21 protein-coding genes and 1 tRNA gene are annotated in these 25,596 nt (G+C 64.3%); 15 read left to right on the top strand and 7 right to left on the bottom strand.

Annotation, left to right across the window (positions count from 1 at the left end):
- Positions 1-22: 22 nt before the first annotated feature.
- A complete protein-coding gene (locus VWY60_RS08270) occupies positions 23-403 on the bottom strand; it encodes a VOC family protein (protein ID WP_416536081.1) in 381 nt (126 codons plus the stop codon).
- 149 nt (positions 404-552) lie between these two features.
- On the opposite strand from VWY60_RS08270, the gene VWY60_RS08265 reads away from it, so the two are divergent.
- The 13 genes from VWY60_RS08265 to VWY60_RS08205 all read left to right on the top strand — a co-directional run bounded on the left by VWY60_RS08265 (position 553) and on the right by VWY60_RS08205 (position 15,868).
- Positions 553-1,776 (top strand): aminotransferase class V-fold PLP-dependent enzyme, encoded by a 1,224-nt coding sequence (locus tag VWY60_RS08265; protein WP_416540259.1) that lies wholly within the window; start codon positions 553-555, stop codon positions 1,774-1,776.
- A gap of 32 nt (positions 1,777-1,808) precedes the next feature.
- Positions 1,809-3,248: a cryptochrome/photolyase family protein gene (locus VWY60_RS08260; RefSeq protein ID WP_416540258.1), complete on the top strand. Its 1,440-nt coding sequence runs from the start codon at positions 1,809-1,811 to the stop codon at positions 3,246-3,248.
- A 90-nt stretch (positions 3,249-3,338) separates the two neighbouring features.
- Positions 3,339-4,544: a class I SAM-dependent methyltransferase gene (locus VWY60_RS08255; RefSeq protein ID WP_416540257.1), complete on the top strand. Its 1,206-nt coding sequence runs from the start codon at positions 3,339-3,341 to the stop codon at positions 4,542-4,544.
- A gap of 15 nt (positions 4,545-4,559) precedes the next feature.
- A complete protein-coding gene (locus tag VWY60_RS08250; protein ID WP_340545414.1) occupies positions 4,560-5,000 on the top strand; it encodes a TrgA family protein in 441 nt (146 codons plus the stop codon).
- 29 nt (positions 5,001-5,029) lie between these two features.
- Positions 5,030-6,148, top strand: a complete 1,119-nt coding sequence (locus VWY60_RS08245) for an NUDIX domain-containing protein (RefSeq protein ID WP_416540256.1) — start codon at positions 5,030-5,032, stop codon at positions 6,146-6,148.
- Between the two features lie 90 nt (positions 6,149-6,238).
- Positions 6,239-7,273, top strand: coding sequence for a cysteine synthase A (locus VWY60_RS08240; RefSeq protein WP_340545416.1), 1,035 nt, complete (start codon positions 6,239-6,241; stop codon positions 7,271-7,273).
- Positions 7,270-9,798, top strand: coding sequence for a DUF3772 domain-containing protein (locus tag VWY60_RS08235; RefSeq protein WP_416540255.1), 2,529 nt, complete (start codon positions 7,270-7,272; stop codon positions 9,796-9,798). Before VWY60_RS08240 ends, VWY60_RS08235 begins: the two co-directional genes overlap by 4 nt.
- Positions 9,795-10,526, top strand: coding sequence for an alanyl-tRNA editing protein (locus VWY60_RS08230; protein WP_416540254.1), 732 nt, complete (start codon positions 9,795-9,797; stop codon positions 10,524-10,526). Before VWY60_RS08235 ends, VWY60_RS08230 begins: the two co-directional genes overlap by 4 nt.
- Before the next feature lie 92 nt (positions 10,527-10,618).
- A tRNA-Ser gene (locus tag VWY60_RS08225) sits at positions 10,619-10,708 on the top strand.
- A gap of 196 nt (positions 10,709-10,904) precedes the next feature.
- Positions 10,905-11,969 (top strand): LacI family DNA-binding transcriptional regulator, encoded by a 1,065-nt coding sequence (locus VWY60_RS08220; RefSeq protein WP_416540253.1) that lies wholly within the window; start codon positions 10,905-10,907, stop codon positions 11,967-11,969.
- A gap of 2 nt (positions 11,970-11,971) precedes the next feature.
- Positions 11,972-13,276, top strand: coding sequence for a xylose isomerase (gene xylA, locus VWY60_RS08215; protein ID WP_416540252.1), 1,305 nt, complete (start codon positions 11,972-11,974; stop codon positions 13,274-13,276).
- Between the two features lie 39 nt (positions 13,277-13,315).
- Positions 13,316-14,752: a xylulokinase gene (gene xylB / locus VWY60_RS08210; RefSeq protein WP_416540251.1), complete on the top strand. Its 1,437-nt coding sequence runs from the start codon at positions 13,316-13,318 to the stop codon at positions 14,750-14,752.
- A gap of 423 nt (positions 14,753-15,175) precedes the next feature.
- Positions 15,176-15,868, top strand: coding sequence for a Hint domain-containing protein (locus VWY60_RS08205; protein ID WP_416540785.1), 693 nt, complete (start codon positions 15,176-15,178; stop codon positions 15,866-15,868).
- 9 nt (positions 15,869-15,877) lie between these two features.
- Here the strand turns inward: VWY60_RS08205 and VWY60_RS08200 are convergent, their stop codons facing one another.
- The 6 genes from VWY60_RS08200 to VWY60_RS08175 form a co-directional block, all read right to left on the bottom strand.
- Complete coding sequence (locus VWY60_RS08200) at positions 15,878-16,540, bottom strand: nucleotidyltransferase family protein (RefSeq protein ID WP_416540250.1); 663 nt, start codon at positions 16,538-16,540, stop codon at positions 15,878-15,880.
- A 245-nt stretch (positions 16,541-16,785) separates the two neighbouring features.
- Positions 16,786-19,203 (bottom strand): GcvT family protein, encoded by a 2,418-nt coding sequence (locus VWY60_RS08195; RefSeq protein WP_416540249.1) that lies wholly within the window; start codon positions 19,201-19,203, stop codon positions 16,786-16,788.
- A gap of 186 nt (positions 19,204-19,389) precedes the next feature.
- Entirely contained in the window at positions 19,390-20,700 is a 1,311-nt protein-coding gene (locus VWY60_RS08190; protein ID WP_340545425.1) for an HlyC/CorC family transporter, read from the bottom strand.
- A 95-nt stretch (positions 20,701-20,795) separates the two neighbouring features.
- Positions 20,796-21,803 (bottom strand): site-specific tyrosine recombinase XerD, encoded by a 1,008-nt coding sequence (locus VWY60_RS08185; RefSeq protein WP_416536053.1) that lies wholly within the window; start codon positions 21,801-21,803, stop codon positions 20,796-20,798.
- A gap of 24 nt (positions 21,804-21,827) precedes the next feature.
- Positions 21,828-23,576 (bottom strand): hypothetical protein, encoded by a 1,749-nt coding sequence (locus tag VWY60_RS08180; RefSeq protein WP_416540248.1) that lies wholly within the window; start codon positions 23,574-23,576, stop codon positions 21,828-21,830.
- On the bottom strand, positions 23,566-23,715 hold the full coding sequence (locus VWY60_RS08175; protein WP_340545428.1) for a hypothetical protein: 150 nt from the start codon (positions 23,713-23,715) through the stop codon (positions 23,566-23,568). Before VWY60_RS08175 ends, VWY60_RS08180 begins: the two co-directional genes overlap by 11 nt.
- Positions 23,716-23,796: 81 nt before the next feature.
- On the opposite strand from VWY60_RS08175, the gene VWY60_RS08170 reads away from it, so the two are divergent.
- Both VWY60_RS08170 and aroB read left to right on the top strand, forming a co-directional pair.
- Positions 23,797-24,387 (top strand): shikimate kinase, encoded by a 591-nt coding sequence (locus VWY60_RS08170; RefSeq protein ID WP_340545429.1) that lies wholly within the window; start codon positions 23,797-23,799, stop codon positions 24,385-24,387.
- The gene (gene aroB, locus VWY60_RS08165) at positions 24,387-25,514 is read left to right on the top strand and encodes a 3-dehydroquinate synthase (RefSeq protein WP_374015288.1); all 1,128 of its coding nucleotides are present in this window, start codon (positions 24,387-24,389) and stop codon (positions 25,512-25,514) included. The genes VWY60_RS08170 and aroB overlap by 1 nt, the downstream gene beginning before the upstream one ends.
- The last annotated feature ends 82 nt before the right edge of the window (positions 25,515-25,596 follow it).

The raw sequence follows: 25,596 nt of genomic DNA, 5'->3' as shown, positions 1-25,596 counted from the left end.
AGAACTCCGGGGCGTTTGCCGTTCAGCTCTTGGCCTCATAGAAGCCGACCGAATTGCCGTCGGGGTCTTTGGCGTAGAAGAACTGCCCGTCGGGCAGCGGCACCGCCTCTGACACCACCTGCCCACCGGCGTCGGTCACCCGCGTCATCACATCGGCCAGCGCACCTTCGGCGGCCAGATGCAGGGTCGGGCCAACACCATCCGGGGCCGGGGTGCCGGGATAGATGCTCAGCGCGACCCCGGTTGCCGGGTCCTTGGGGCGAAACAGCAGCATCGGGTTGGGGCCATCGCTGACCAGTTCCAGCGCGGCGCCGGTCACATGCTCGTAGAACTTGCGCGCGCCGTCCATGTCGGTGACGGGGATTTCTCCCCAGACCAGAAAATCCTTGGGCGTATAGGCCATCATCTGCATCCTTTCGTGTTGATGTATCCCCTAGCTACCCGCCACTGTTGACAGAAAATGACATCAGGTCAGCGGTGGCCGCAGTCTCTCCGCGCTTGACCTTGCGCATCATCGCCGTCACTTCTTCTGAGACAGAAAGAGGAGAGACCATGGCCCTTGATATCGACTTTGTCCGCAGCCAGTTTCCGGCCTTTGCAGCGCCCAACCTGCAAGGTCAGGCCTTTTTCGAGAACGCCGGTGGCTCTTATACCTGTCAGCAGGTGATCAACCGGCTCACCCGTTTTTATACCGAACGCAAAGTGCAGCCCTATGCCCCCTATGAGGCCTCGACGCTGGCGGGCGACGAGATGGACGAGGCGCGGCACCGGCTTTCCGGCATCCTCGGGGTGGCACGGGATGAGCTGAGCTTTGGCCCCTCGACCACCCAGAATACCTATGTGCTGGCGCAGGCCTTTCGCCAGTTCCTGTCTCCGGGGGAGGCGATCATCGTCACCAATCAGGATCACGAGGCCAACAGCGGCCCGTGGCGGCGCCTTGCGGATGCCGGGATCGAGGTGCGCGAATGGCAGATCGACCCGCAAACCGGCCATCTGAACCCCGCAGATCTGGAAAATCTTCTGGACGAAAACGTCCGGCTGGTCTGTTTTCCGCATTGTTCCAACGTGGTCGGGGAGCTGAACCCGGTCACCGAAATCACCGCTCTGGCCCATGCGGCCGGCGCCTTTGTCTGTGTCGATGGTGTCTCTTACGCGCCCCATGGCCTGCCCAATGTCGGCGAGCTGGGGCCGGATATCTATCTGTTCTCCGCCTATAAGACCTACGGGCCGCATCAGGGGCTGATGGTGATCCGCCGCGCCCTGGGGGAGCTGCTGCCCAATCAGGGACATTTCTTCAACGGTGACACGCTCTACAAACGCTTCACTCCGGCGGGGCCGGACCACGCTCAGGTCGCCGCCTGCGCGGGCATGGCCGACTACATCGCCGCGCTGGCCCATCATCACGGCGGCCCGCTGACCGAAGGCGCGGCACAGGGGGCCTTTGTCCACGATCTGATGCGCGCCCATGAGGTGGAGCTGCTGCAACCGCTGCTCGATATGGTGAAGGACCGCAACGATCTGCGCCTGATCGGCCCCTCTGATGCCAGCAGACGCGCGCCCACCGTGGCACTGGCGCTGGATCGCCCCGCCGAAGCCGTAGCCGGTGAACTGGCCGAACATGGCATCATGGCGGGGGGCGGTGATTTCTACGCCCTGCGTGCCCTGAATGCGATGGGTGTCTCTACCGTTGACGGCGTGCTGCGGCTCAGTTTTACGCATTACACCTCGAAAAAAGAGATGACACAGTTGATCGAGGCCCTAGATCGCGTGTTGTGAAAACCGCAGCGATACAGGGACCTTGATCTTTCATGACTGACCATACCCCGCCACAGGCGCCGGTGATCTGGTGGCTGCGCCGAGACCTGCGGCTCGCCGACAACCCCGCCCTTGAGGCGGCCGTCGCCCGGGGCACCCCGGTGATCCCGCTCTTTGTCTTTGACACGCTGGATGAACACCTAGGTGCTGCGCCAAAGTTCCGGCTGGGGCTGGGGCTTGCCCATCTGGCCAAGGTGCTGGAGCAGCGCGGCAGCCGCCTGATCCTGCGGCGTGGTCCGGCAGCCGAGGTGCTGGCACAGGTGATCGCGGAGACCGGGGCAGGGGCGGTGCACTGGAGCCGCGCCTATGATCCCGACGCCATCGCCCGCGACACCACCATCAAGGAACAGCTGAATGGGCAGGGCGTTGCGGCGCAGTCTTTTGGTGGTCATCTGCTGTTTGAACCCTGGACCGTCGAGACCAAGACCGGCGGCATGTACCGGGTCTATTCGCCCTACTGGAAATCCGTGCGCGACCGCGATGTCGCGGATCTGATCGCCGCCCCATCCCGAATACCCGCGCCGGAGCAATGGCCCGCCTCTGATGATCTGGACAGCTGGAAACTCGCCGCTGATATGCGCCGCGGCGCTGACATCGTGGCGCAATATTGCCGGGTCGGGGAAGATGCCGCGCAGGAGCGGCTGGCGGAATTCCTCGACTCCCGCGTGGCCGACTACAAACCGGACCGAGACTTTCCCGCGGTGGATGCCACGTCCGGCCTGTCTGAAAACCTCGCCTGGGGAGAAATCAGCCCGCGCCGCATGTGGCATCACGGGCTGGAGGCACGTCGCGCAGGCAAATCCGGCGCTGAGCATTTTCTCAAGGAAATCGTCTGGCGCGAATTCGCCTACCACCTGATGTTCCACACTCCGCATATCCTGACCCGCAACTGGCGCCCCGAATGGGAGAGCTTCCGCTGGTCCGAGCAGGACGACGACCGGGTAGATGCCTGGCGGCGTGGTCAGACCGGTTACAATTTCGTCGATGCCGCCATGCGCGAACTCTATGTGACCGGCAAGATGCACAACCGCGCCCGGATGATCGTGGCCAGTTTCCTGACCAAACATATGCTCACCCACTGGCGCATCGGTCAGAAATGGTTCGAGGAGTGTCTGGTGGACTGGGATCCGGCCTCCAACGCCATGGGCTGGCAGTGGGTGGCCGGCTCCGGCCCCGATGCCTCGCCGTTTTTTCGGATATTCAACCCCGACGGCCAGCTGGAGAAATTCGACCCCAAGGGCCGCTACCAATCCGCGTGGATCGCCGAAGGTCAGGACAGCCCGCCGCAGACGGCGCTGGATTTCTACCGCGCGACACCCCTGTCCTGGGAGCTGTCGCCGCAGGACAGACGCGCCAGCCCCTTCGTTGATCTGAAAGAGGGTCGCGCCCGCGCGCTTGAGGTCTACGGCCAGCGCGAGCTGCCCGAGGACTGATAGATCCCTTGCCAGAAGCGCCTGATTTGGCCTAGCCTTTTCTCTGGACAGGGGCCGTGAACCCACCGGACCCGTCTAGGGGAGGAGAGAATGGCGCTCACACAGACCGAAGGACAGGCCAATCTGCCGCGCTATTTCGCGGCGATCTTTGACCAGTTGCAGGCGCTGGAGGTGGGGCAGCTGGACATCCATCTGCCGGACGGCCGGGTGTTCCGTGTCACTGGCGACCGCCCCGGTCCGGTGGCCGATCTGCGCATTCACAACCCCGATTGTTTCGCCCGGCTGATCCGCGAGGGGGATCTGGGGTTCTCCGATGCCTATCTTGATGGCTGGTGGAGCACATCCGATCTTCAGGCCTTCATGGATCTGGTGCATCTGGGGTCTGAAACCGTCTATGATGGCTTTCCGGGACGCGGGCTGATCCGCGCCTATGAACAGTTCCGCTTCTGGCTGCAACGCAATCACCGCGCGCAGGCCAAGGCGAATATCTCCTATCACTATGACCTCGGCAACGCCTTCTACGGGCTGTGGCTTGATGACACGATGACCTATTCCAGCGCCCTGTTCAAAACCGGGCAGGAAAGCCTGGAGGCGGCGCAGACCGCCAAATATGCCTCCATGGTTGACCAGATGGGCGTGCAGCCCGGCGATCACGTGCTGGAGGTCGGCTGCGGCTGGGGCGGGTTTGCCGAATATGCAGCCCGCGAACGCGGCCTGCGGGTCACGGGCCTGACCATCAGCGAAGAACAGTTGAAATACGCCCGCGAGCGCATTGAAAAGGCGGGGCTTTCCGACAGGGTCGAGCTCAGGATGCAGGATTACCGCGACTGCGAAGGCACCTTCGATGGCATTGCCTCTATCGAGATGTTCGAGGCGGTGGGCGAAAAATACTGGCCCGCCTATTTCAGGATGATCCACGACCGGCTGCGCCCCGGCGGTCAGGCCACCTTGCAGATCATCACCGTCGCCGACCGGCGCTGGACGGTCTACAAACGCGGCGTTGATTTCATCCAGAAACACATCTTTCCCGGCGGCATGCTCCCTGCACCCGGGATCTTGCGCCAGCAGGTTGAAAATGCCGGGCTAAAGGTCATGAAATCGCTCGAATTCGGTGATAGCTACGATCAGACGCTGCGGCGTTGGCACACCACCTTTAACAGTCGCTGGGACGAGATTGCGGCCATGGGATTTGATGATCGGTTCAAAAAGATGTGGAATTTCTATCTCACCTCCTGCGCCGCCGCGTTCAAGGCGCAAACCTGCGACGTGACCCAGATCACGCTGGCCCACCGCTGAACGAAAGCCCGGATCATGCCCACAGCCGCCCGTCTTATCGCCGCCGTCAGCATGGCGCTTGTCGCGATTGCCGCCTCTTTCCTGATCATGCCACTGATGCCCGAGGGCACCGATTTCGGCTATTTCGTGCCGCTCAACGCCGCGCTTGGCGCGCTGATCGGCTGGGTCTGGGTCGGCCGCCATGTCGGCCGCGGCGTGGTCAATGCGATCAACAACGGCGTCACCGGTGTGGCCCTGCTGGTGCTCTGGGGGCTGTTCCTGCAAGGCGCCTGGGAAATGTTTCGCCTCGCCATGCGCAACCGCTATGACGGCCCGTTTGAGGCGCTTTCGGCGATTTTTGTCATCGGTTTGGATTTCTTTTTCGTGATGGCGGTGCCACATGTGTTGCTGGCGCTGGTGATCGGCGGCATCTTCAGCGGTCTGGTGACCGAGAATGCCGCAAGACGCTGGCGCTGAGATAACAGAATTCCAACAGGATACAGACCGTGGTTGATCTTTTTGTCTATGGCACGCTGCGCCATATGCCGCTGCTTGAACTGGTGTTGGGGCGGTCCGGTGCCGCGCTGGATGTCACCCCTGCACATCTGCCCGATCACGGTGCCTTTGCGGTGGTGGATCAGCCTTTCCCGGCGATAGAGGCCCGCGTCGGCCACCGCGCACCGGGGCTGCTGCTGCGCGGTCTCACCCCGGACGATATGGCGGCGCTGAATTTCTACGAAGGCGGGTTCGACTATACGCTGCGCCCTGTCACGGTCGCGCTGGACGCAGGCGGCAGCGCCCCGGCGGAGGTCTATTTCCCAGAGCCGGGCCTGTGGCAGACCGGGGCGGCCTGGGATCTGGGCGACTGGCAGCAGAAATGGGGCGCCTTGTCGCTGCGCGCGGCAGAGGAGGTCATGGCCTATCGCGGTCGCCTGACCGCCGCCGAGGTGGCCGAGCGGTTCCGCCCGATCCGCATCCGCGCCGCCGCCTGGCTCGCGGCGCAGAACCGCCCCGGCGATCCAGATCACGATCTGGCCCGCGACGTCGTCGTCCACCAGCATAAACGCGCCTATCTCAACTTCTTCGCGATGGAGGAGATGGACCTGCAATTCCGCCGCTATGACGGCAGCCTCAGCCCGGTGATCAACCGGGGCGTCGCGCTGGTGGGGCAGGCGGCGGTGGTGCTGCCCTATGATCGCCGCCGCGACGCGGTTTTGCTGATCGAACAGTTCCGCGCCGCCACCTATATCGCGGGCAACCAGCGCCCCTGGATGTGGGAGCCGGTGGCCGGGCTGATCGACCCCGGCGAAACCCCCGAACAGGCCGCCCGCCGCGAGGCGATGGAGGAGGCGGGGCTGAAGATCGACCAGCTGGAAACCGTCGCCCAGGTCTACCCCTCCAGCGGCGCCTCAGGCGAATTTCTGCATATTTTTGTGGGTCTCTGCGACTTTGACGAGATCGCCGGCGGCGGCGGACTGGAGAGCGAGGGCGAAGATATCCGCAGCCAGATCCTGCCCTATGAGGCGCTGATACAGGGCGTAGATGACCAGACCTATCAGGACATGCCACTGGTCACCGCCGCCCTCTGGCTGTCACGCCATCGTGAGCGCTTGCGGCAGGGCTGACCCCGCCAACCGCGCGGCGCGCCGCTATCTCGGCTTGTGGTTGTCCAATGCCTTGGCTACACCTCAACTGGAATGATCGAAAGGGATACCATGCGCATTGCACATGATCTGGCCGACGCGATCGGCCACACGCCTCTGATCCGCCTGAACCGCGTCAGCGATGAAACCGGATGTGAGATTCTGGGAAAGGCCGAGTTCATGAACCCCGGCCAGTCGGTCAAGGACCGCGCCGCACTTTATATCATCAAGGACGCCATCGCGCGCGGTGATCTGAAGCCGGGCGGCACCATCGTCGAGGGCACTGCCGGTAACACCGGGATCGGCCTGGCGCTGGTTGGCGCGTCGATGGGCTTCAAAACGGTGATCGTGATCCCCGAAACCCAGTCCGAAGAGAAAAAGGACATGTTGCGACTGGCCGGCGCCCAGCTGGTGCAGGTCCCCGCAGCGCCTTATCGCAATCCCAATAACTTTGTCCGCTATTCGGAACGTCTGGCCAAGGAACTGGCCAAGACCGAACCCAATGGTGCGATCTGGGCCAATCAGTTCGACAATGTCGCCAACCGGCAGGCCCATATCGAAACCACCGCACCCGAGATCTGGGAGCAGACCGACGGCAAGGTGGACGGCTTTGTCTGCGCGGTCGGTTCTGGCGGCACGCTGGCAGGTGTGGCCGATGTGCTCCAGCCCAAGGGCGTGAAAATCGGCCTTGCCGATCCGATGGGCGCGGCGCTTTATTCCTACTACACCACCGGTGAAATCGTGACCGAAGGCGGCTCCATCGCAGAAGGCATCGGCCAGGTGCGCATCACCAAGAACCTTGAAGGGTTCAAACCGGATTTCTGCTACCAGATCGAGGACCGCGACGCGCTGCCCTATGTCTTCGACCTCCTGCACGAAGAGGGTCTGGTGCTGGGCGGCTCCTCGGCGATCAATATCGCCGGTGCCGTGCGCATGGCCAAGGACATGGGACCGGGCAAGACCATCGTCACCGTGCTCTGTGACTACGGGACGCGCTACCAGTCGAAACTGTTCAACCCCGACTTCCTGCGTGAAAAGAACCTGCCGGTGCCGGATTGGATGACTCACACCCCGGCCTCTATCCCCGGCGTGTTCGAGGACGTATGATCGCCCTCATGCGTGGTTTTGTGAAATGTCTGGCCGGGCTGGTTCTTCTGATCAGCCTGGCCTTTCCCGCTCTGGCCCAGCTCGATGCGCGTTCGAAATCCTATTACGAGAATTGGCTGCGCACCGCGAACCGGGCCGAAAACGTCATTGATGCCAGCCGCGCCTCCAATATCGCCTTGGAACAGCTGCGCAGCGAGCTGGCCGAATTCCGACAGACCTTCCAGACCAAGCGTGGGGAAAACGGCGAGCGTATCCAGACCCTTCAGGGCCAGCTGGACGCGCTTGGCGCCCCACCGGGCGAGGGCGAGGAAGAGCCCGAAGACATCGCCCAGCTGCGTGACGCGCTGACCCAGCAGCTCAATGAGCTGCGGGTGCCGCGTATCGTCGCCGAAGAGGCCTACAGCCGCGCCGACGGCCTGATCAACGAGATCGACAAGATTGTCCGCGAACGGCTGACCAAACGACTGTTTGAACGCGGCACCTCGCCGCTCAACCCCGAACATTGGCCCGGCGCGCTGCGGGATCTGGTCCACGCCAGCCGCGCCGTGGGCAATGAAACTCTGTCGCAGCTGCGCAATGACACCACCAGCGAACGCATCAGCGGCGATCTGGTGGGCATTCTTGTGCTGGTGCTGATCGGTATGCTGCTGATCCTGCGCGGGCGCCCATGGGCGCATCTGGCGGGTGATTACCTGCGGCGCTACGGCGCGCGGGGCACCGGCGTCTGGACCTTTGTCGTCTCGCTGCTACAGGTGCTGCTGCCGCTGATCGGTGTCATCTTTCTGGTCGCAGCGGTCGATCTTTCGGGCATTCTTGGGGTGCGCGGCAGCATCTTCCTCGAATCCGTGCCGGCCTGGGCCTTTATCATGCTGTCGTTCCACTGGCTGGGTGAGCAGCTCTATACCAATCAGATCGAGAATGATCTGCTGCCCGTACAGGAGGGCAATCAGGCCGAGACCCGCTTTCTGATCGACATGATGGCGGTGATCCTGGTGCTGCAGGATGTTTTTGCCACCATCGAGCGGATCCAGAACATCCCGGACAGCAGTTCCGCGGTCTATGCCTTTCCGCTGATCAGCTGTGCTGCGCTGATCCTGCTGCGTCTGCACCGCATCGGGGCCAAGCAGCGTCAGGCACAGAGCGAGGAGGAGCCCGAGGAAGGCGCCATCGCCGCCGGGGCCAATCGCATCATCGCGGTGGTGCGCCGGGCGATCTACCTTCTCGGCTTTGCTGGGCCGCTGCTGGCTGCGGTGGGCTATCTCAACGCGGCCGAGGCGGTGATCTACCCGGCCATGCTGACGCTGGCGATGCTGGCGGGCCTGTTTGTCCTGCAACGGTTCTTTGCCGATCTCTACGGCTTTGTCACCGGCAAGGGTAGCGCCGCCCGCGACTCGCTCTTCACGGCGCTGATCGGCTTTGCGCTGGCGCTGGTGGCGCTGCCGATGCTGGCGCTGATCTGGGGCGCGCGCGTTGCGGATCTGACGGAGCTGTGGTCGAACTTCCTCGAGGGCTTCCAGATTGGCGACACCCGTATTTCGCCCACCGCCTTTCTGACCTTTGTGACCATCTTTGCCGTCGGCTACGGTCTGACCCGGCTGGTGCAGGGCAGCCTGCGCAACGCGCTGCTGCCCAAGACCCGCATTGATGTCGGCGGCCAGAATGCCATCGTCTCCGGCATGGGCTATGTCGGGATTTTTCTGGCCGCTCTGGTGGCGATTTCGATGGCCGGTCTGGATCTGTCCTCGCTCGCCATTGTCGCCGGTGCGCTCTCTGTGGGCATCGGCTTTGGTCTGCAAACCATCGTGTCGAACTTTGTCTCCGGCATCATCCTTCTGGTCGAGCGCCCGGTGTCCAAGGGCGACTGGATCGAGGTTGGCGGCCTGATGGGCTATGTGCGCGATATCTCCGTGCGCTCCACCCGGATCGAGACCTTCGACCGCACCGATGTGATTGTTCCGAACTCGGATCTGATCACCGGCACCGTCACCAATTACACCCGCGGCAATACCGTGGGCCGGGTGATCGTGCCTGTCGGCGTCAGCTACGGCACCGACCCGCGCAAGGTCGAGGCCATCCTGATCGAGGTCGCCAAGGCACATCCGATGGTGTTGATGAACCCGCCGCCATCGGTGGTGTTTCAGGGCTTTGGGGCGGACAGTCTCAACTTTGAGATCCGCGCGATCCTGCGCGATGTGAACTGGGTCCTGTCGGTGAAATCCGACATGAACTACGACATCGCCCGCCGCTTCGACGAGGCCGGGATCGAGATCCCCTTCGCCCAGCGCGATATCTGGATCCGCAACCCCGAGGCGCTGGCCGGGGCGGCGGCGGCGGCGCCTGAAGCTGCGCCCGACTCTGGCCCCGGATCTGGCCCCGGATCTGTTCAGGACAGCGCGGCCCGGCCATCACCGGCTGCGGCAGCGGCGCCCGCCAGCAAACGCCCCGAAACCCCGGATCTGGAGGACCTCTCCAACCGGGACGATGCAGCTGACAGCGGCGATGAAGACGGAGACGGCGATCGATGACCGACCAATTGTTCCTGACGGATGCCTATGCACAACAGGCCCCGGCGCAGATCATTGACCACACAAACGAAGGCGGGCTGGTGCTGAACCAGTCCGTCTTTTACGCAACCGGGGGCGGGCAACCGGGCGATACCGGTCATCTCAGCTGGTCCGATGGGGCAGGGGCGCACCGCCTGACGATCACTAATACGGTAAAGGGGGAGGCGGGCGCCATTGTCCTGCTGCCGGAACCTGACCAGCCGCTGCCCAGCGTCGGGCAGGAGGTGACGCAGACCCTCGACTGGGACCGCCGCCTTGGCCATATGCGCATCCATACCGCGCTGCATCTCCTCTCGGTGGTGATTCCCCTGCCGGTCTCCGGCGGTTCCATCGGCGCCGACAAGGGGCGGCTTGACTTCAACATGCCCGAGGCGCCGGAGGACAAACAGGCGCTGGAGGATGCGCTCAACGCCGTCATCAGCCGCGATCTGGAGGTCAGCGAGCGCTGGATCACCGAGGAGGAGCTGGATGCAAACCCCGATCTGGTGAAAACCATGTCGGTGGCGCCGCCCCGTGGCAATGGCCGCATTCGGCTGGTGCGGATCGGTACGACGCAGGAGCAGATCGACCTGCAACCCTGCGGCGGCACCCATGTGCGCAGCACCGCTGAAATTGGTCCTATCCGCCTTGGAAAGGTTGAAAAAAAGGGCAAGCAGAACCGCCGTGTCTACCTGCATCTGGGGGCTTGAGCGCGGGCTGCAAATAAGTTTCTGCAAGAGTGAATTTTTTGCTGTTTTCGCTCTTGCAATTGCTTCCGTGATCCGTCAAAAGTCCGCCCAACGGAGAGGTGGCCGAGTGGTCGAAGGCGCACGCCTGGAAAGTGTGTAGGCGGGGAACCGTCTCCAGGGTTCGAATCCCTGTCTCTCCGCCATAACATCTAGACCAAGATGGTTTTATAACAGCCGCCACAGCATGTGGTGGCTTTTTGCGTTTCAGACCTTGCCCCCGTGATCCATCAGCCACCTGTCAGATCGTGGCGACCGCGGCTTGATCGACAAAATGATAGACGTCTATCAGAAAATGATATACGTCTGTCAAAAACTGCCGGAAACAGATGGGCTGCAAGGATGGGAAAACCAACCCTACATGATGTCGCTGCCGCGGCCGGGGTCAGCTACGCCACGGCGGACCGGGTGCTGAACAATCGCGGCGGGGTGGCGAAAAAATCGCAGGACCGGGTGCGCGCGGCCATTGCCGAGCTGGGCTATCAGCGCGATATCACCGCCGCCAATCTGTCACGCCGTCGCCGCTACCGGTTTGCCTTTCTGCTGCCGATGGCGGGCGAGGGCTTCTTTGCCCGGCTGCATGAGCATCTCCAAAGCGAACAGACCCGCCGCGCGCAGGCGCGCCAGCAGATCACCATCACCCATGTGCCTGCCTTTGATGCGGCGGCGCTGGTGCGGGCGATCGAAAACTGCGCCGCCGAGGATTACGACGGTCTCTGCCTTGTGGCGGTGGAGGATCCGCAGGTTGAGGCCGCGCTGACCAGCCTGCGGGCCAGGGGTGTTGCCGTGGTCACACTGGTCGCCGACAGCCCGGAAACCACGCGGGATGCCTATGTGGGGATCGACAACCGGACCGCAGGTCGCACCGCAGGCGACCTGATGGTGCTGGCCCATCGCGGAGCGGCCTCCGAAGGGCGGGGCCGGATCCTTCCCATCACCGGCAGTCTCAGCGCCCGCGATCATGCCGACCGCTACGCCGGGTTCTGCGATGTGGTCTCGCCCGGTCTGCCGGTGCTGCCACCGCTGGAGACAGGCGACGACCCCGATGTGCTGGAACAGGCGCTGCGCCGCGCGCTTGATGCAAACCCCGACATTACCGGGGTCTACAATCTGGGTGCCGGCATTCCGGGGCTGGTCGCGGCCCTGTCGGCGACGGAACGGCCGCACCCTCCGGTGGTGATCAGCCACGAACTCTGCGCCGCGACCCGCGATGCCGTGGCGCAGGGCCTTATTGATGCGGTGATCGACCAGAAACCGGCGCAGGAAATCACCGCCGCCCTAGCGGCCCTTGTCGCGCTCAGCGACGGGCTGCCGTTCGACCCGCTGACCGCGCAGATCATTCCCGCCGTCCATTTCAAACACAACATGCCCCCGCAGCCTGCGGTCGGGCCAGAAGAGAGGGCCTGACCATGGCTGGCTATTTCGACGACATCGCAGCAGTCACCTACAATCCAGATGGCAACGGGCTGGCCTATCGCCACTACAACCCCGATGAAATGATCATGGGCAAACGGATGGAAGACCACCTGCGCTTTGCCGTCTGCTACTGGCACAACTTTGTTTGGGAGGGGAACGACCCGTTTGGCGGGCAGACCTTTGATCGGCCGTGGTTCCCCGCCGATACCATGGATCTGGCGCGCATGAAGGCGGAGGCCGCCTTTGACATGTTCCGCATCCTCGGCGTGCCGTACTACTGTTTCCACGACCACGATATCCGGCCAGAAGGCGGAAGCCTCGCCGAAAGCCACAAACGCCTGAACCAGATGGGCGATCTGCTGGAACAGAAAATGGCAGATGGTGGCCCGAAACTCCTGTGGGGGACGGCCAATATGTTCTCCAACCGCCGCTATATGGCCGGCGCCAGCACCAATCCCGACCCGGATGTCTTTGCCTATTGCGCCTCCACCGTGCGCGCCTGCATGGATCTGACCCATCGTCTGAACGGCGAGAACTATGTCCTTTGGGGCGGACGCGAGGGCTATGAAACCCTGCTCAACACCGATCTGTCGCGTGAGCTGGAGCAGATGGGCCGCTTCCTGTCGATGGTGGTCGATTACAAACACAAGATCGGCTTCAAAGGCGCAATCCTGATCGAGCCAAAGCCGCAGGAGCCGACCAAACATCAATATGACTATGACGTTGCCACCGTTTACGGCTTCCTCAAACGCTTTGGTCTTGAGGATGAGGTGAAGGTGAACATTGAACAGGGTCACGCCATCCTCGCCGGTCACAGCTTTGAACATGAGATCGCCATGGCCAATGCGCTGGGGATCTTTGGCTCCATCGACATGAACCGCAACGACTACCAGTCCGGCTGGGACACCGATCAGTTCCCCAACAACGTGCCGGAGGTGGCGCTGGCCTATTATGAAATTCTGCGCGGCGGTGGCTTTACCAGCGGCGGCACCAATTTCGATGCCAAGCTGCGCCGTCAGTCGCTGGATGCCGAGGATCTGATCGCGGCCCATGTGGGGGCCATGGACGTCTGCGCGCGGGGGCTACGCGCCGCCGCTGCCTTGCTGGAAAGTGATAGCCTTGAGGCCAATTGCCGCGACCGTTACGCCGGTTGGACCACTGCCGAGGCGCAGGCCTATCTGGCCGAGGGCGCAACGCTGGAGGCCATCGCCGATCAGGCCGAGGCCAGGGCGCTTGATCCGCAGCCGGTCTCTGGCCGTCAGGAACAGCTGGAGGCGCTGGTCAACCGTTTCGTCTGAGGCGGCGGAACCATGGCGTAATGGGGAGAGGGCACAGATATGTATCTTGGCATTGATCTTGGCACATCGGGACTGCGTGCGCTGATGACCGGTGCGGCGGGCAGGCCCGTCGCCTCGGCTGAGGCGCAGTATTGCGTGCAGACCCCCCATCCCGGCTGGTCGGAACAGGATCCCGGCGACTGGATCACCGCGCTGGATCGCGCGATGGACCAGCTGCGGGATACCCCCGGCTATGGTCAGATATGCGGCATTGCCGTGGCAGGGCATATGCACGGTGCGGTGCTGCTGGACGGCGCCGATCAGGTGCTGCGGCCCTGCATCCTGTGGAACGACACCCGTTCCGCCGCTGAGGCGGCTGAGCTGGACGCGACGGCGAAGGTCCGCGATCTGAGCGGCAATATCGTCTTTCCGGGGTTCACCGCGCCGAAACTTTTGTGGGTGCAGCGCCACGAGCCGGAGATTTTTGCCAATACGGCCAAGGTCCTGCTGCCTGCGGCCTATCTGAACCTGCATCTGACCGGGCGCCATGTGGCCGACATGTCCGACAGCGCAGGCACCTCCTGGCTGGATGTGGGGGCGCGGGACTGGTCGGAGCCCCTGCTGCGCGCGGGTCGCATGCGGCGTGATCAAATGCCGGATCTGGTCGAAGGCTGCGAGCCTGGTGGTATCCTGCGTCCCGAACTGGCCGCGCGCTGGGGATTTGGCAAAGACGTGACCGTGGCCGGTGGCGCAGGCGACAATGCCGCTGCGGCCTGTGGCACCGGGGTGATGGCACCGGGGCAGGGGTTTGTCTCGCTTGGCACCTCCGGTGTGGTGCTGACCGCGCGCGACGGATTCCACCCGGATCCGGCAACGGCGGTGCATACCTTCTGTCACGCGATCCCGGAGCGCTGGTATCAGATGGGGGTGATGCTCTCGGCCACCGATTGCCTGAACTGGCTGGGCCGGATCACCGGACGCAGCCCTGCGGATCTGACAGCAGGTCTTGGCGATCAGCTGCGCCCCCCCGGCGAGGTGACATTCCTTCCCTATCTCTCCGGTGAGCGCACGCCGCATAACTCGGCAAGCCTGCGCGGTGGGTTTCAGGGGCTGTCGGTCGCGACCACGACCGAGGATATGGCCCGCGCGGTGATGGAGGGTGTCTGCTACGGGCTGCGCGACTGTCTGGCGGCGCTGCGCAGCACCGGCGCTGAGCTGGACAGCTGTCTGGTCATCGGCGGCGGCAGCAGATCACCCTATTGGGTCAAGCTGCTGGCCACGGTGCTGGACCTGCCGCTGCATCTCCCGCAGGGGGGCGAGTTCGGCGCCGCGCTTGGTGCGGCGCGACTGGCCCGGCTGGCGGTGACATGTGAGGATCCCGCCGAGGTTCTGACCGCGCCGCAGATCGCGCGCACGGTCACCCCCGATGCTGCCCTGCGCGATGGTTTTGACGCAGCCTATGCGACCTTTCGCCAGCGGGTCAGCGACATGATCTGAGCGCTGGTCGGCGCCTCAGGCGGCGTCACGGGGCCGGGCGAATCGTAAATCAGCCCGTGGTGGCGACAAGTTGTCTAAAATTCTCCCCATTGTTGCGCGCCATGGGACAACCCCTGCGCCCAGCGGTTCGCGTGATGGATCTGACAGAGGGCGGCTGTGCGCTCTGATGATCTGCCATTGTTTGCAGGATGGCGACAAACGGAGGTTGTTTCGCGGCGGTGACGGCAGATTCTGCGGGATCGCCCGGTGACGGCGGTCAGACCGGAAACAATCCCCGGCCTCTGGGGACGGGATCATCGGACGGCCGGGCCGGCGGATGCACGCTGATTAAGATTTTGTTCTTTTTTAGGCAGATTTGCCCGCGTAGGGTAATCCCATGCTGCCACAGGATGAGTGGCGCTCTCTTCAAAGCTGTACCCCGAGGTGTGGCGCCCCTTTGCAATACCAAGGCAGGCTAGGGACCGGTTGCACGGCTGTGCGACCGGGGTGGTCGGGCTTTTGGACGGAGATCATGACGTGCCTTGCTTTACGCCCGGAACAACTGTTGCGACCCCTCAGGGGAGCTGCGCCGTGGAGGATCTGAGCGTCGGGGACCGTGTGGTGACCCGTGACAATGGTCTGCAGCCCATTCGCTGGATCGGGCGGCGGAGGCTGGATCGCAGCGCCCTGCAGGCGGCGGCACATCTGCAACCGGTGCTGATCGCGGCAGGGTCGCTTGGCAATGGGATGCCGGAGCGGGATCTGCTGCTCAGCCCGAGCCATCGGGTGCTGATCGGCAATGACAAGACCGCGTTTTATTTCGAGAATCGCGAGATACTGGTCGCGGCCAAACATCTGACCGGATTGTCCGGAGTCGATGCGGTAGAGACCACCAGCATCGACTATCTGCATTTTGTCTGTGAGGACCATCAGGTGGTCTGTGCCGACGGGGCGTGGATCGAGTGTTTTCAGCCTGCCGACCAGTCCCTGCGCGGGTTGGATCGCGCCCAGCGCGATGAGGTGCTGATGCTGTTTCCCGAGTTGCAGACACGGCCGCCGGTGCCCGGTGCGCCCCCTGCGCAGCCGTCACGCCGACGGCCGGGGTGCAAGGCGGGGGCGCAGTGGTTCATCCACTAGCCCTGTGGCCTAATCGCTTTTGAATGTCGTTCGCGCGCGGCGCCAGGCCGTCCACGCCTCGGGCGTGTCCAGATCGGTGAGCGCATGGGCCTCGGGCAGCGGCACCGGGTGAATGGTCTCTCCCTGATCCTGTGCAGCCTGTAGAACCGCGCGGGCGCCCTGATCGCCGCTGAGCTGGCCGAGCGCGGCGAAATACCGGCGGGGAAAGACCACCGGATGTCCAAACCGCTCCTGCGCCCCGGTGATTGGGCCTGTGGCTGCACCGGTTGCTGTCCCGGTCGCGCGCAGGATCCGGTCTGGCAGCGCCATAGCGCTGCCCGCGACCTGCGCCAGATCGGCTTGCGTCAACTCCGGCATATCGGCAGGCAGGATCATCACCGCCTCGTAGCTCTTGGTCAGACCTGCGATGCCTGAGCGAATGGAGGCGGCCATGCCCTCCTGCGCGTCCGGCACAAAGAGCGCTGTTGCAGCGGGGCAGGCGCGGCTGAGCAGCTGGGCTCTTGGGTGGGGTGCGGCTGGCAAGGTGACATAGGTGTCCTGCCCGGTGCCAAGGGCCGCCCCGCAGATCCAGGCCAGAAGCGGTGTTCCGTCGATCTCCTCCAGCAGTTTGTCACGCCCGCGCATCCGCGAGGCGCTGCCGGCAGCGAGGATCAGAATGGCGATGGCGGTCATATCTGTCGCCTCCCTGGCGTGGTGCCGCGCTGTCGGAAGCCTCCGGCGGGGATATTTAGGGCCAGAAGAGGAGAGGGGTCCAGCAAAAGTGACAGGGCAAGTCAGTGAGGCTGACATAATGTTTCGCGTGCGAAACATTGGGGCCGGGGCAGGACCTATCTGTTGCGCGAAAGCGGCGGCCCGGCGCGCGCCGACATGGCAACAGTGGGGGAGACGGGTCAGAAGTATTGACCCGCCTGCTGCTGTCAGCCGCGCATCCGGGCGCCGTCGGCATCAAACAGCGGCCTGGTGATCAGTCGGGCCTTTTGCATCTTGCCCAGGATCTCGATCTCGACCTCGAGCCCGTCCTGAGCGCGGTCGGTGGGGACAAAGCCCAGTGCGATGGATTTCTGCGCGTGGTGGGAGTAGCCGCCGGAGGTGCAGAAGCCCACAACTGCGCCGTCCAGCCAGATCGGCTCATAGGCGGTCACATCTGCGTCGTCAGCCTCCACCTCAAAGGCGCAGAGCCGGCGGGCTGGCGGTGTGTCGCGTTCGGCCTCGGCTGCAGCGCGGCCAATGAAATCAACGGGTTTCTTGAAGGAGATAAAGCGGTCCAAGCCGGTTTCCGCCGCCGTGTAATCGGGGGAGAATTCGCGCAGCCAGGAGCCGAAGAACCTGTCGAGCCTGAGTGACATCATCGCCCGCATGCCGAAGGGCTTCATGCCATGCGGCTGGCCAGCATTCCACAGCGCATCCCACAGGGCGCGCTGGCTGGGCAGGTCGCAGTAGATTTCATAGCCCAGATCCCCGGTATAGCTGACCCGCTGAACGATACAGTCGGCCATGCCCACGGTCAGGCGGCGCACATCCATGAAGCGCATGTCCGAGATGTCTTGCCTTGTGCAGGCTTGCAGGACCGCGCGCGCGCGGGGGCCTGCGATCTGGAAGCCTGTGCGGGTGTCGGAGATGTTCTCAATGCTGATGCCGTCGTCGTTATTCTGCAGGAACCAGCGCATATGGTAGGCCTGCGCGCCGTAAGAGGCGGTGAGCTGGAACTCGTCCTCGGACAGGCAGGAGATGGTGAAATCACCGATCAGGCGACCCTTTGGCGACAGCATCGGTGTCAGCGACAGGCGGCCCGGCTGTGGCAACCGGCCGGCCATGATGCGGTCGAGCCAGGCGCGGGCGCCTGCACCTTTGACCCGGTATTTGCCGAAATTGTGGACCTCGTTGATGCCGACGTTTTCGCGCACCGCTTTCACTTCGCGTGCAGTGGCCGCGAACGCGTTGGAGCGGCGGAAGGAGGGGGTTTCATAGCGCGGCTCGTCGCCTGTGGCGAAGTAGTTCGGGACCTCCAGCCCGTATTGGGCACCCCAGACCGCGCCCATGCCATCGAAGATGTCATACATCGGGGTGCTGCGGAACGGGCGGGCCGCAGGCAGCTCCTCGTTCGGGTAGGCGATGGAGAAGCGTTTCTGATAGTTTTCAATGACTTTGGGCCGAGTATAGCCCGGAGTGATCCAGCCGCCGAAGCGGGCGCAGTCCATTGCAAAGGTATCGCGCTCGCATTCGCCCTCAACCATCCATTGCGCCAGCATCAACCCGACGCCGCCGCCCTGGCTAAAGCCGGCCATGACGGCGCAGGCTGACCAGTAGTTGCGCATCCCCGGCACCGGGCCGACCAGCGGGTTACCGTCGGGGGCAAAGGTGAAGGGGCCGTGGATCACCGATTTGACGCCTGCGCGTTCGAGCGCCGGGAAGCGTTTGTAGGCGAAGGCGATGCTGTCCTCGATCTTGTCGAAATCATCGGGCAGCAGTTCGTGGCCGAAGTCCCATGGCGTGCCATCGACGGCCCAGGGTTTGCAGGGCTGTTCATAGAAGCCGATGCAGAGGCCGCGGCCTTCCTGACGGAGGTAGCTTTCGCCGGCCGGGTCCATCACATGCGGATGCTCGCCCCCTGCGTTGATGATTTCGGCGATCTCCGGCACCTCGTCGGTGACGATATATTGATGCTCCATCGGGTGCAGGGGCATGTAGATGCCTGCCATGGCGCCCACCTCGCGCGCCCAGAGGCCGCCGGCGTTGACGATATGTTCGGCGTGCACTGTGCCCTTGTCCGTGACCACATCCCAGCTGCCATCGGGGCGCTGGCTGGTCTCGATCACCTTGCAGTGGGTTTCAATCGTGGCGCCGCCCATGCGCGCGGCGCGGGCATAGGCGTGGGTGGTGCCGGAGGGGTCGAGGTGGCCATCGAGCGGGTCATACAAACCGCCGATGATGCCGTCGATATTGGTGACCGGGGCGATTTTCTTGATCTCCTCGGGAGAGATGATCTCGGTTTCCAGCCCCATGAACCGGTGCTTGGCGCGCTCCGCCTTCAGCATGTCGAAACGTTCCTGGTTGTCCGCGAGGGTGACGCCGCCGACATGGTGCAACCCGCAGGACATGCCGGTGATTTCCTCCAGCTCCTTGTAGAGCTTGATGGTGTAGCCCTGCAGCGCCGCCATGTTGGTGTCGCCGTTCAGCGTATGGAAGCCGCCAGCCGCGTGCCAGGTGGAGCCTGAGGTCAGCTCCGAGCGTTCCAGCAGCAGGACATCGGACCAGCCGAGCTTGGTCAGGTGATAGAGCACCGAGCACCCCACAACGCCGCCACCGATCACCGCTACCCGTGTTGTCGTCTTCATCTTGCATCCCCCACTGGCTGTTTGCGGTTATTCTGGACAGATGTGTTTAGTAGTCCAGCAAAAACGCGACATCAGCCGTCGGGATTGAGCGCTGCGAGGACGAACCGGGCGTCAGCCGTGGGGCGCTGCATCAAAAAAGCCGCCACCCGGTGGGGCGGCGGCTGATGATGCGGGGGCGCGGTTGCGTTATTGCAGCGGGCGGATTTTCAGCTCCGTCACGCGGTTGCCGTCGCGGGCGGTGACCTCAAAGCGGAAATTATGGAAGGAAAAGACCTGCCCCACGACGGGGATTGTCTGCGCCTCGTGAATGACCAGACCGGCGATGGTGTTGGCCTCGTCATCGGGCAGCGACCAGTCGGTTGCGCGGTTGAGATCGCGAATGGTGGTGGCGCCATCGACCAGATAGTTGCCGTCGCTGGTTTTCTTCACCACGGTTTCCTCATCCGGGTCGAATTCATCGGTGATCTCGCCGACGATTTCCTCAAGGATGTCTTCCAGGGTGATCAGGCCCTGCAGGGTGCCGTATTCATCGACCACCAGCGCAAAATGGGTGCGTGCGCGCAGGAACTGGCGCATCTGTTCATCCAGTGTGGTGGTTTCCGGGACGAAATAGGGCGGTTTGGTCACGCTGGTGATATTGAAGTTGCGCAGCGAGGCGGCATCGCCGTCGGGGCCGCCGATCTGGGCGTACATCTCCCGCAGAAGATCCTTGGCATGGAGCACGCCTATGATGTTCTCCGGCTCGTCCTTGAACACCGGCAGGCGGGTGTGCGGCGAGGTCAGACATTGTTCGAGGATCTTCTGTGGCTCAAGGCTGGCGTCGATCATCTCGATATTGGAGCGGTGCAGCATGATTTCCTCGACAAAGCGGTCGGAGAGATCAAGGGCGCCAAGGATCCGGTCGCGGTCTTCCTTTTCGACCACGCCTTCGGAGTGGCCAAGGTGCAGGGCGCCGGCGATTTCCTCGCGGACGGCCATGATGTGGCTGTTGGGGTCGATGCGTACGCCAAACAGGCGCAGCACACCGCGCACCAGAAGGCGGACGGCCCCCACCACGGGGGCCAGCAGCGTGACCAATATGCCAATCGGAGGGGCAACGGCGGCGGCGGCTTTCTCGGCATTGGAGATGGCGTAGGTCTTGGGCAGGACCTCGGCAAAGATCAGCACCAGAAGGGTCATGACGAGGGTGGCCAGCGCGACACCGCTTTCGCCCAAGGCGCGGGTGAACAGCGCGGTGGCCAGCGAGGTGGCGAGGATATTCACCAGGTTGTTGCCCAAGAGGATCGAGCCGATCAGCCGTTCGCTGTCTTCGGTGATCGCCAGTGCACGTTTGGCGCCGTTGGAGCCCTTGTCGGCCTGCGAACGCAGCTTGCCCCGCGAAGAGGCTGTCAATGCGGTCTCGGAGCCAGAGAAAAACCCCGACAGAACCAGCAGAAAGACAATTGCGCCGGCGGTGGTCCAGAAGGTGGAATCGACAAAGGTCGTGGTGCTGTCCATCAGAGTCCCGAAAGAAATGTTGTGATCCCCATGGTTATGGGGTGCCGACCGCCCTGTCGCAAGGGGGGAGGTGGCGCGCTCGCGCCGTGCGGGAGCTATTCTGTTCCCGACAGGTCGGTTTTACCCGGTGGGGCGGGGTGATCGGCAGCCCCGGCAGGGCGGGCCAGCGGGTGATGGTCCAGCACCAGCTCGCTCAGCCGGGCGTCCAGCACATGGGTGTAGATCTCGGTGGTGGCAATATCGGCATGGCCAAGCAGTGCCTGGATCGCCCGCAGATCGGCGCCATTGGTCAGAAGATGCGTGGCAAAGGCGTGGCGGAGGGTATGGGGCGACACCGCTTCGGGTGCGATGCCCCCGGCGACGGCAAATTCCTTGATCAGCAGATAGAACCGATGCCGGGTCAGATGGCCGGATTTGCCACGCGACGGGAACAGGAAACGCGAGGGGGCGGCCCCTTTGGCAACGGCGGCCTCCTCAGCGGTGTCGCGCGCGGTAAGCCAGGCCGCCAGCGCATCGCGGGCCGGCGGCGACAGCGGCACCATGCGTTCCTTGCCGCCCTTGCCCAGCACCAGCAACATGCGCGGATCGCCCCGCGCGGCCGCCACCGGCAGGCCGACCAGCTCGCTCACCCGCATGCCGGTGGCATAGAGCAGCTCCATCAGGCAGGTGTTGCGCAGCCGGTCGGCGGTGCTGCGGCCAGACTGGCGGGCGGCATAGAGCAGCCGGTCGACCTCGATCACCTCAAGGGTCTTGGGCAGGGCCTTCTGGCGTCCCGGCCCCTTGATCTGGATCGCGGGATTGTCGCTGCGCCAGCCTTCGTCAAAGGCAAAGCGGTAGATCTGCTTGATCGCGGAGAGGCGGCGGGCGCGGGTGGCGCGGGCCAGCCCTTCGGCGTCGCAGGAGATCAGATAGGCCTCGATATCATCGCGGGAGGCCCTGCCAAAACCGAGGTTTTTATGGGCAAGCCAGCTGGCGACATCCTTCAGATCGCGGCCATAGGCCAGCAAGGTGTTGCGCGCCGCACCGAGATCGGCGGCCTGCGCATCCAGAAAGGTGGAGATCCATTGCAGATCATCCTGCGGGGCATGGGCGGGGCTGCTCATCGGGGAGGGGCCATGGCGGCGGGCCTAACGGCGGTTCAGCAGCAGTAGCTGCAAGGCGGCGCGGCGGGCGGTATCCTCGAGTCCGACGGCGCGGAAGGTTGCCAGCGCATCGGTGAGATCGCCGAGATTGCCCTCGGCGCCCTGGGCAAAGAGCTGCATCGCGCGCAGGATCGATTCGCCGAGCTGGCCATTGTCCAGCAGGCGCTGAAGCTTGCGGGGGGCAGCGCTTTCGGGGGCAAAGACGGCGGCGATCGCCTGCTCAAGACCGCTATGTGCCAGCTCGGCCGTGGGCACGCCCTGCGCCACCGCCGCGACAAATGCGGCGTGGCCCTTCAGATCCGGCAGGCTGTGGGAGGCGGTTTCATAGGTCGGGGCCAGCAGGCGGATGCGCCAGGCCAGCTGTGCGGCGCTGCCCTCCAGCGGGATCCGCGCCAGCCGGTCGGCAAAAAGATCGGCAAAGGCGGTTTCGATCTCTGCGGTGCGCATGGCCTGCCAGACCTTTGGCAGGGTCTTGCTGACGGCCTCGGCGCTGCCGGTTTCGAGTGCGGTTTCAAAGCGTTGCAGCGCCGCAACCCGGTCCCAGATGCCGCCGGACGCCGCGGGGGCGCGTTCGGAGTAGAGCCCCAGCAGATGATTGGGGTTCAGCGCGCCGATGCGGGTCAGCCGTTCAGCCGCTTCCAGCTGCGCCTTCCAGCCGGCGATATCGCGCAGATCTGCCGCTGCAAACGCGCGGGGCAGATTGGCGGTCGGGCGGCGTTCTCCAATGGTTTCATACAGGCGGAAGGTCAGCGGATCCGGCGATTTGGGCGCTCGCAGGGGGGCGGCATCCTCGAACACATCGGGGTTGAGGAAGCGGTCCAGAAGATCGAGCTGGCGGCTGTCGACCAGTTCAAGCGCATGGGCGGCCTCCAGCAGCAGCGCGGCGGTCGGCCAGTCGCCGAGTCGGGCGGCGCAGAAGATGCGGGCGGCGTAATCCGGCGCCAGATGCGGCTGTTCCTGCAGGGCACGGCAGGCGGTCTGCTCGTCACCGGTCAGCAGGGTGGCGTCGAACCAGCGCTTGAACCGGGCGGTGCTGCGGGTGGGGCCTGCCTGTTCGGCGAGGGCCTGCGCCGGGTCCGGGGCGCCAAGATCCATCAGCCGGTCCAGCCGCGCCAGCAGCAGCGTCTCGCCGCCCTCGGCAGGCGGGCGGGTTTCCGACAGCAGCAGGGTGAACATCAGCGACTGCATCGCCGGGGAGTTGCGCACAGGCACGGCGGCCAGCAGGGTGGCCAGCTCCTCGGCGCTGCTGCCGCGCCACAGGTCGACGGGCAGTCCGGTGGAGGCGGGTTTGACAAGGCCGACGGGCGCAACAAGGCTGGCGAGCGGCGTCACGGTGACCTCGGGGCGTCGGGCAGACCCGGCGACGGGTGGTTCCAGCAGAACGGTGCCGGGCAGCCCTGCATCCGGCGCCGGCGTGGCTAGCCAGTCGATGGCGGCGAGCGGATCATCCGGTTTTGCGGCCCGGCTGCCCGGTCGCGGCGTCTTGGCCGCGGGGGGCGTGGTTGATGGGGGGGTGGCAGCGGGTGCGGGGGGGCGCGTGGTCGCGGGCGATTGTGCCGGGGCCGAAGCGGCAAGGCCAACGCCGACCGCCACCCCGAGGCTCAGCGTCAGGGGGCGGGTCAGGGACGCGATCTGCGCCAGTCGCTGGGTGATCAGGGCGGGGGCGGCCTCGCATTCTCTGCCCGAGGGAGAGAGCGCAGGGGCCGACTCACCGCGCCGTTTTCTAGTCGGCATTCAGAACCACCGGTTTGCGGACCTCGGAGGTGGGGGCGTCGAAATCCGCCCCGAACCACGGCCCGACATAGGCATAGATCACCAATCCGATCGCTGCCAGTATAACTAAATAAAGTAGGTATTTGATCAATCGCCCCATGGGTGTCCCGCTGACTGCTTCTTTGGCTTTTGTGCAAGTTATATATGGCCTTTTTAGCAATATCACGTCATTCACTGAAGAATGAGCGAAAAAGAGCAAACACTCAGTGGCGCGGGTGACCGCCGGGTGCCCGGAGCGCTGAAGAAGACCATCGTCATGGTGGGGATGATGGGGGCAGGGAAGACGGCCGTGGGCCGGGCCCTTGCTGCCCGTCTGAAGGCCCCGTTTCTGGACAGCGATCACGAAATCGAGGCCGCGGCCAACCGCACCATTCCCGAAATCTTTGCCCGCGATGGCGAGCCGTTCTTTCGGCAGAAGGAGCGCCAGGTGATCCGGCGTCTTCTGGATGAGGAGCGTGGCGTGCTATCCACCGGCGGTGGTGCGTTCCTGGCCGAGGAAAACCGCAGGATCATCTCCGAACGCGGGGTTGCGATCTGGCTGAATGCGGATCTTGAGGTGCTGTGGAACCGGGTCAAACACCGCGACACGCGGCCCCTGCTGCGCACCAAGGATCCCCATGCGACGCTGTCGGCGCTCTATCATGAACGGGTGCCTTATTATGCGCAGGCGGATCTGACCGTGGTGTCGGACGGGCAGGCGTCGATAGATGAAATGGTGAACCGGGTGATCGAGGCGCTGCGCGCCCGCCCGGACGTGCTGGAGTGGATATGATGGTGCAGTTCAGCTTGGAACGGGTTGTGCATGTCGACCTGGGCGAGCGGGCCTATGACGTGGTGATCGGGCCGGATCTTCTTGCGGATGTGGGCGCGCGGCTGAAACCATTGCTGCGCCGTCCGAAAGTGGCGGTGCTGACCGATGAGACGGTGGCTGCCCATCATCTGGAGGCCTTGCAGGCCGGGCTGGCGGAAGCGGGGATCGAGATGGCGGCGCTGGCGCTGCCCCCCGGAGAAAGCACCAAGGGCTGGCCGCAGTTCAGCCGCGCGGTGGAATGGCTGCTGGAGCAGAAGGTCGAGCGCAATGACATCGTCATCGCCTTTGGCGGCGGCGTCATCGGCGATCTGGCCGGGTTTGCGGCGGCTGTGTTGCGCCGCGGGGTGCGGTTTGTGCAGATCCCGACGTCGCTCCTGGCGCAGGTCGACAGCTCCGTCGGCGGCAAGACCGGCATCAATGCGCCGCAGGGCAAGAACCTGATCGGGGCCTTTCATCAGCCCTCGCTGGTGCTGGCGGATACCGCGCTGCTGAGCACGCTGACGCCGCGCGATTTTCTGGCCGGCTATGGCGAGGTGGTCAAATACGGGCTGCTGGGGGATGCGGCGTTTTTCGACTGGCTGGAGGCGCAGGGGCCGACATTGGCGGCCGGTGCGCGCGCGGCACGGGTGGAGGCGGTGACCCGCTCGGTGCAGATGAAGGCCGATATCGTGGTGCGTGACGAGACCGAACAGGGCGACCGCGCGCTGCTTAATCTTGGCCATACCTTCTGTCATGCGCTGGAGGCGGCCACCGGATATGGTGACCGGCTGCTGCATGGCGAAGGGGTGGCGATCGGCTGCGCGCTGGCGTTTGAGCTGTCGGCGCGGTTGGGCCTGTGCAGCCAGGAGGACCCCAGCCGGGTGCGGGCGCATCTGAAGGCGATGGGGATGAAGACCGACCTCGCCGATATCCCCGGCGACCTGCCGGATGCCGAGGCGCTGCTGGCGCTGATGGGGCAGGACAAGAAGGTGGTCGATGGCCAGCTGCGGTTCATTCTGGCGCGCGGCATCGGCCATGCTTTTGTCACCGGGGACGTGCCGCCGGAGGCGGTGCTGGAGGTGCTGCGGGAGGCGCTGGCGCAGCGGTGACGGCCTGAGGGGCGGCGCTGGCTCAGACCTGATCCCGACGTGACGGCGCGCTGCTCAGCACGCCGTTCAACTGACGACAGCC

The sequence above is a fragment of the Phaeobacter sp. JH20_26 genome, from assembly GCF_048056275.1.
In the GTDB taxonomy this organism is placed as follows: domain Bacteria; phylum Pseudomonadota; class Alphaproteobacteria; order Rhodobacterales; family Rhodobacteraceae; genus Phaeobacter; species Phaeobacter bryozoorum.
Note: the sequence above shows the minus strand (reverse complement) of the source record. Positions and strands in the feature narration are given on the sequence as shown.

Coding starts and splice junctions, on each gene's coding strand:
- VWY60_RS08185 (WP_416536053.1), bottom strand. CDS start 21,803: ATGAGCAGCCCCGCCCATGCCCCGCAGGATGATCTGCAATGGATCTCC.
- VWY60_RS08170 (WP_340545429.1), top strand. CDS start 23,797: ATGAGCGAAAAAGAGCAAACACTCAGTGGCGCGGGTGACCGCCGGGTG.
- xylB (WP_416540251.1), top strand. CDS start 13,316: ATGTATCTTGGCATTGATCTTGGCACATCGGGACTGCGTGCGCTGATG.
- VWY60_RS08195 (WP_416540249.1), bottom strand. CDS start 19,203: ATGAAGACGACAACACGGGTAGCGGTGATCGGTGGCGGCGTTGTGGGG.
- VWY60_RS08180 (WP_416540248.1), bottom strand. CDS start 23,576: ATGCCGACTAGAAAACGGCGCGGTGAGTCGGCCCCTGCGCTCTCTCCC.
- VWY60_RS08190 (WP_340545425.1), bottom strand. CDS start 20,700: ATGGACAGCACCACGACCTTTGTCGATTCCACCTTCTGGACCACCGCC.
- VWY60_RS08265 (WP_416540259.1), top strand. CDS start 553: ATGGCCCTTGATATCGACTTTGTCCGCAGCCAGTTTCCGGCCTTTGCA.
- VWY60_RS08260 (WP_416540258.1), top strand. CDS start 1,809: ATGACTGACCATACCCCGCCACAGGCGCCGGTGATCTGGTGGCTGCGC.
- VWY60_RS08220 (WP_416540253.1), top strand. CDS start 10,905: ATGGGAAAACCAACCCTACATGATGTCGCTGCCGCGGCCGGGGTCAGC.
- VWY60_RS08270 (WP_416536081.1), bottom strand. CDS start 403: ATGGCCTATACGCCCAAGGATTTTCTGGTCTGGGGAGAAATCCCCGTC.
- VWY60_RS08230 (WP_416540254.1), top strand. CDS start 9,795: ATGACCGACCAATTGTTCCTGACGGATGCCTATGCACAACAGGCCCCG.
- VWY60_RS08175 (WP_340545428.1), bottom strand. CDS start 23,715: ATGGGGCGATTGATCAAATACCTACTTTATTTAGTTATACTGGCAGCG.
- VWY60_RS08240 (WP_340545416.1), top strand. CDS start 6,239: ATGCGCATTGCACATGATCTGGCCGACGCGATCGGCCACACGCCTCTG.
- VWY60_RS08200 (WP_416540250.1), bottom strand. CDS start 16,540: ATGACCGCCATCGCCATTCTGATCCTCGCTGCCGGCAGCGCCTCGCGG.
- xylA (WP_416540252.1), top strand. CDS start 11,972: ATGGCTGGCTATTTCGACGACATCGCAGCAGTCACCTACAATCCAGAT.
- VWY60_RS08235 (WP_416540255.1), top strand. CDS start 7,270: ATGATCGCCCTCATGCGTGGTTTTGTGAAATGTCTGGCCGGGCTGGTT.
- aroB (WP_374015288.1), top strand. CDS start 24,387: ATGGTGCAGTTCAGCTTGGAACGGGTTGTGCATGTCGACCTGGGCGAG.
- VWY60_RS08250 (WP_340545414.1), top strand. CDS start 4,560: ATGCCCACAGCCGCCCGTCTTATCGCCGCCGTCAGCATGGCGCTTGTC.
- VWY60_RS08255 (WP_416540257.1), top strand. CDS start 3,339: ATGGCGCTCACACAGACCGAAGGACAGGCCAATCTGCCGCGCTATTTC.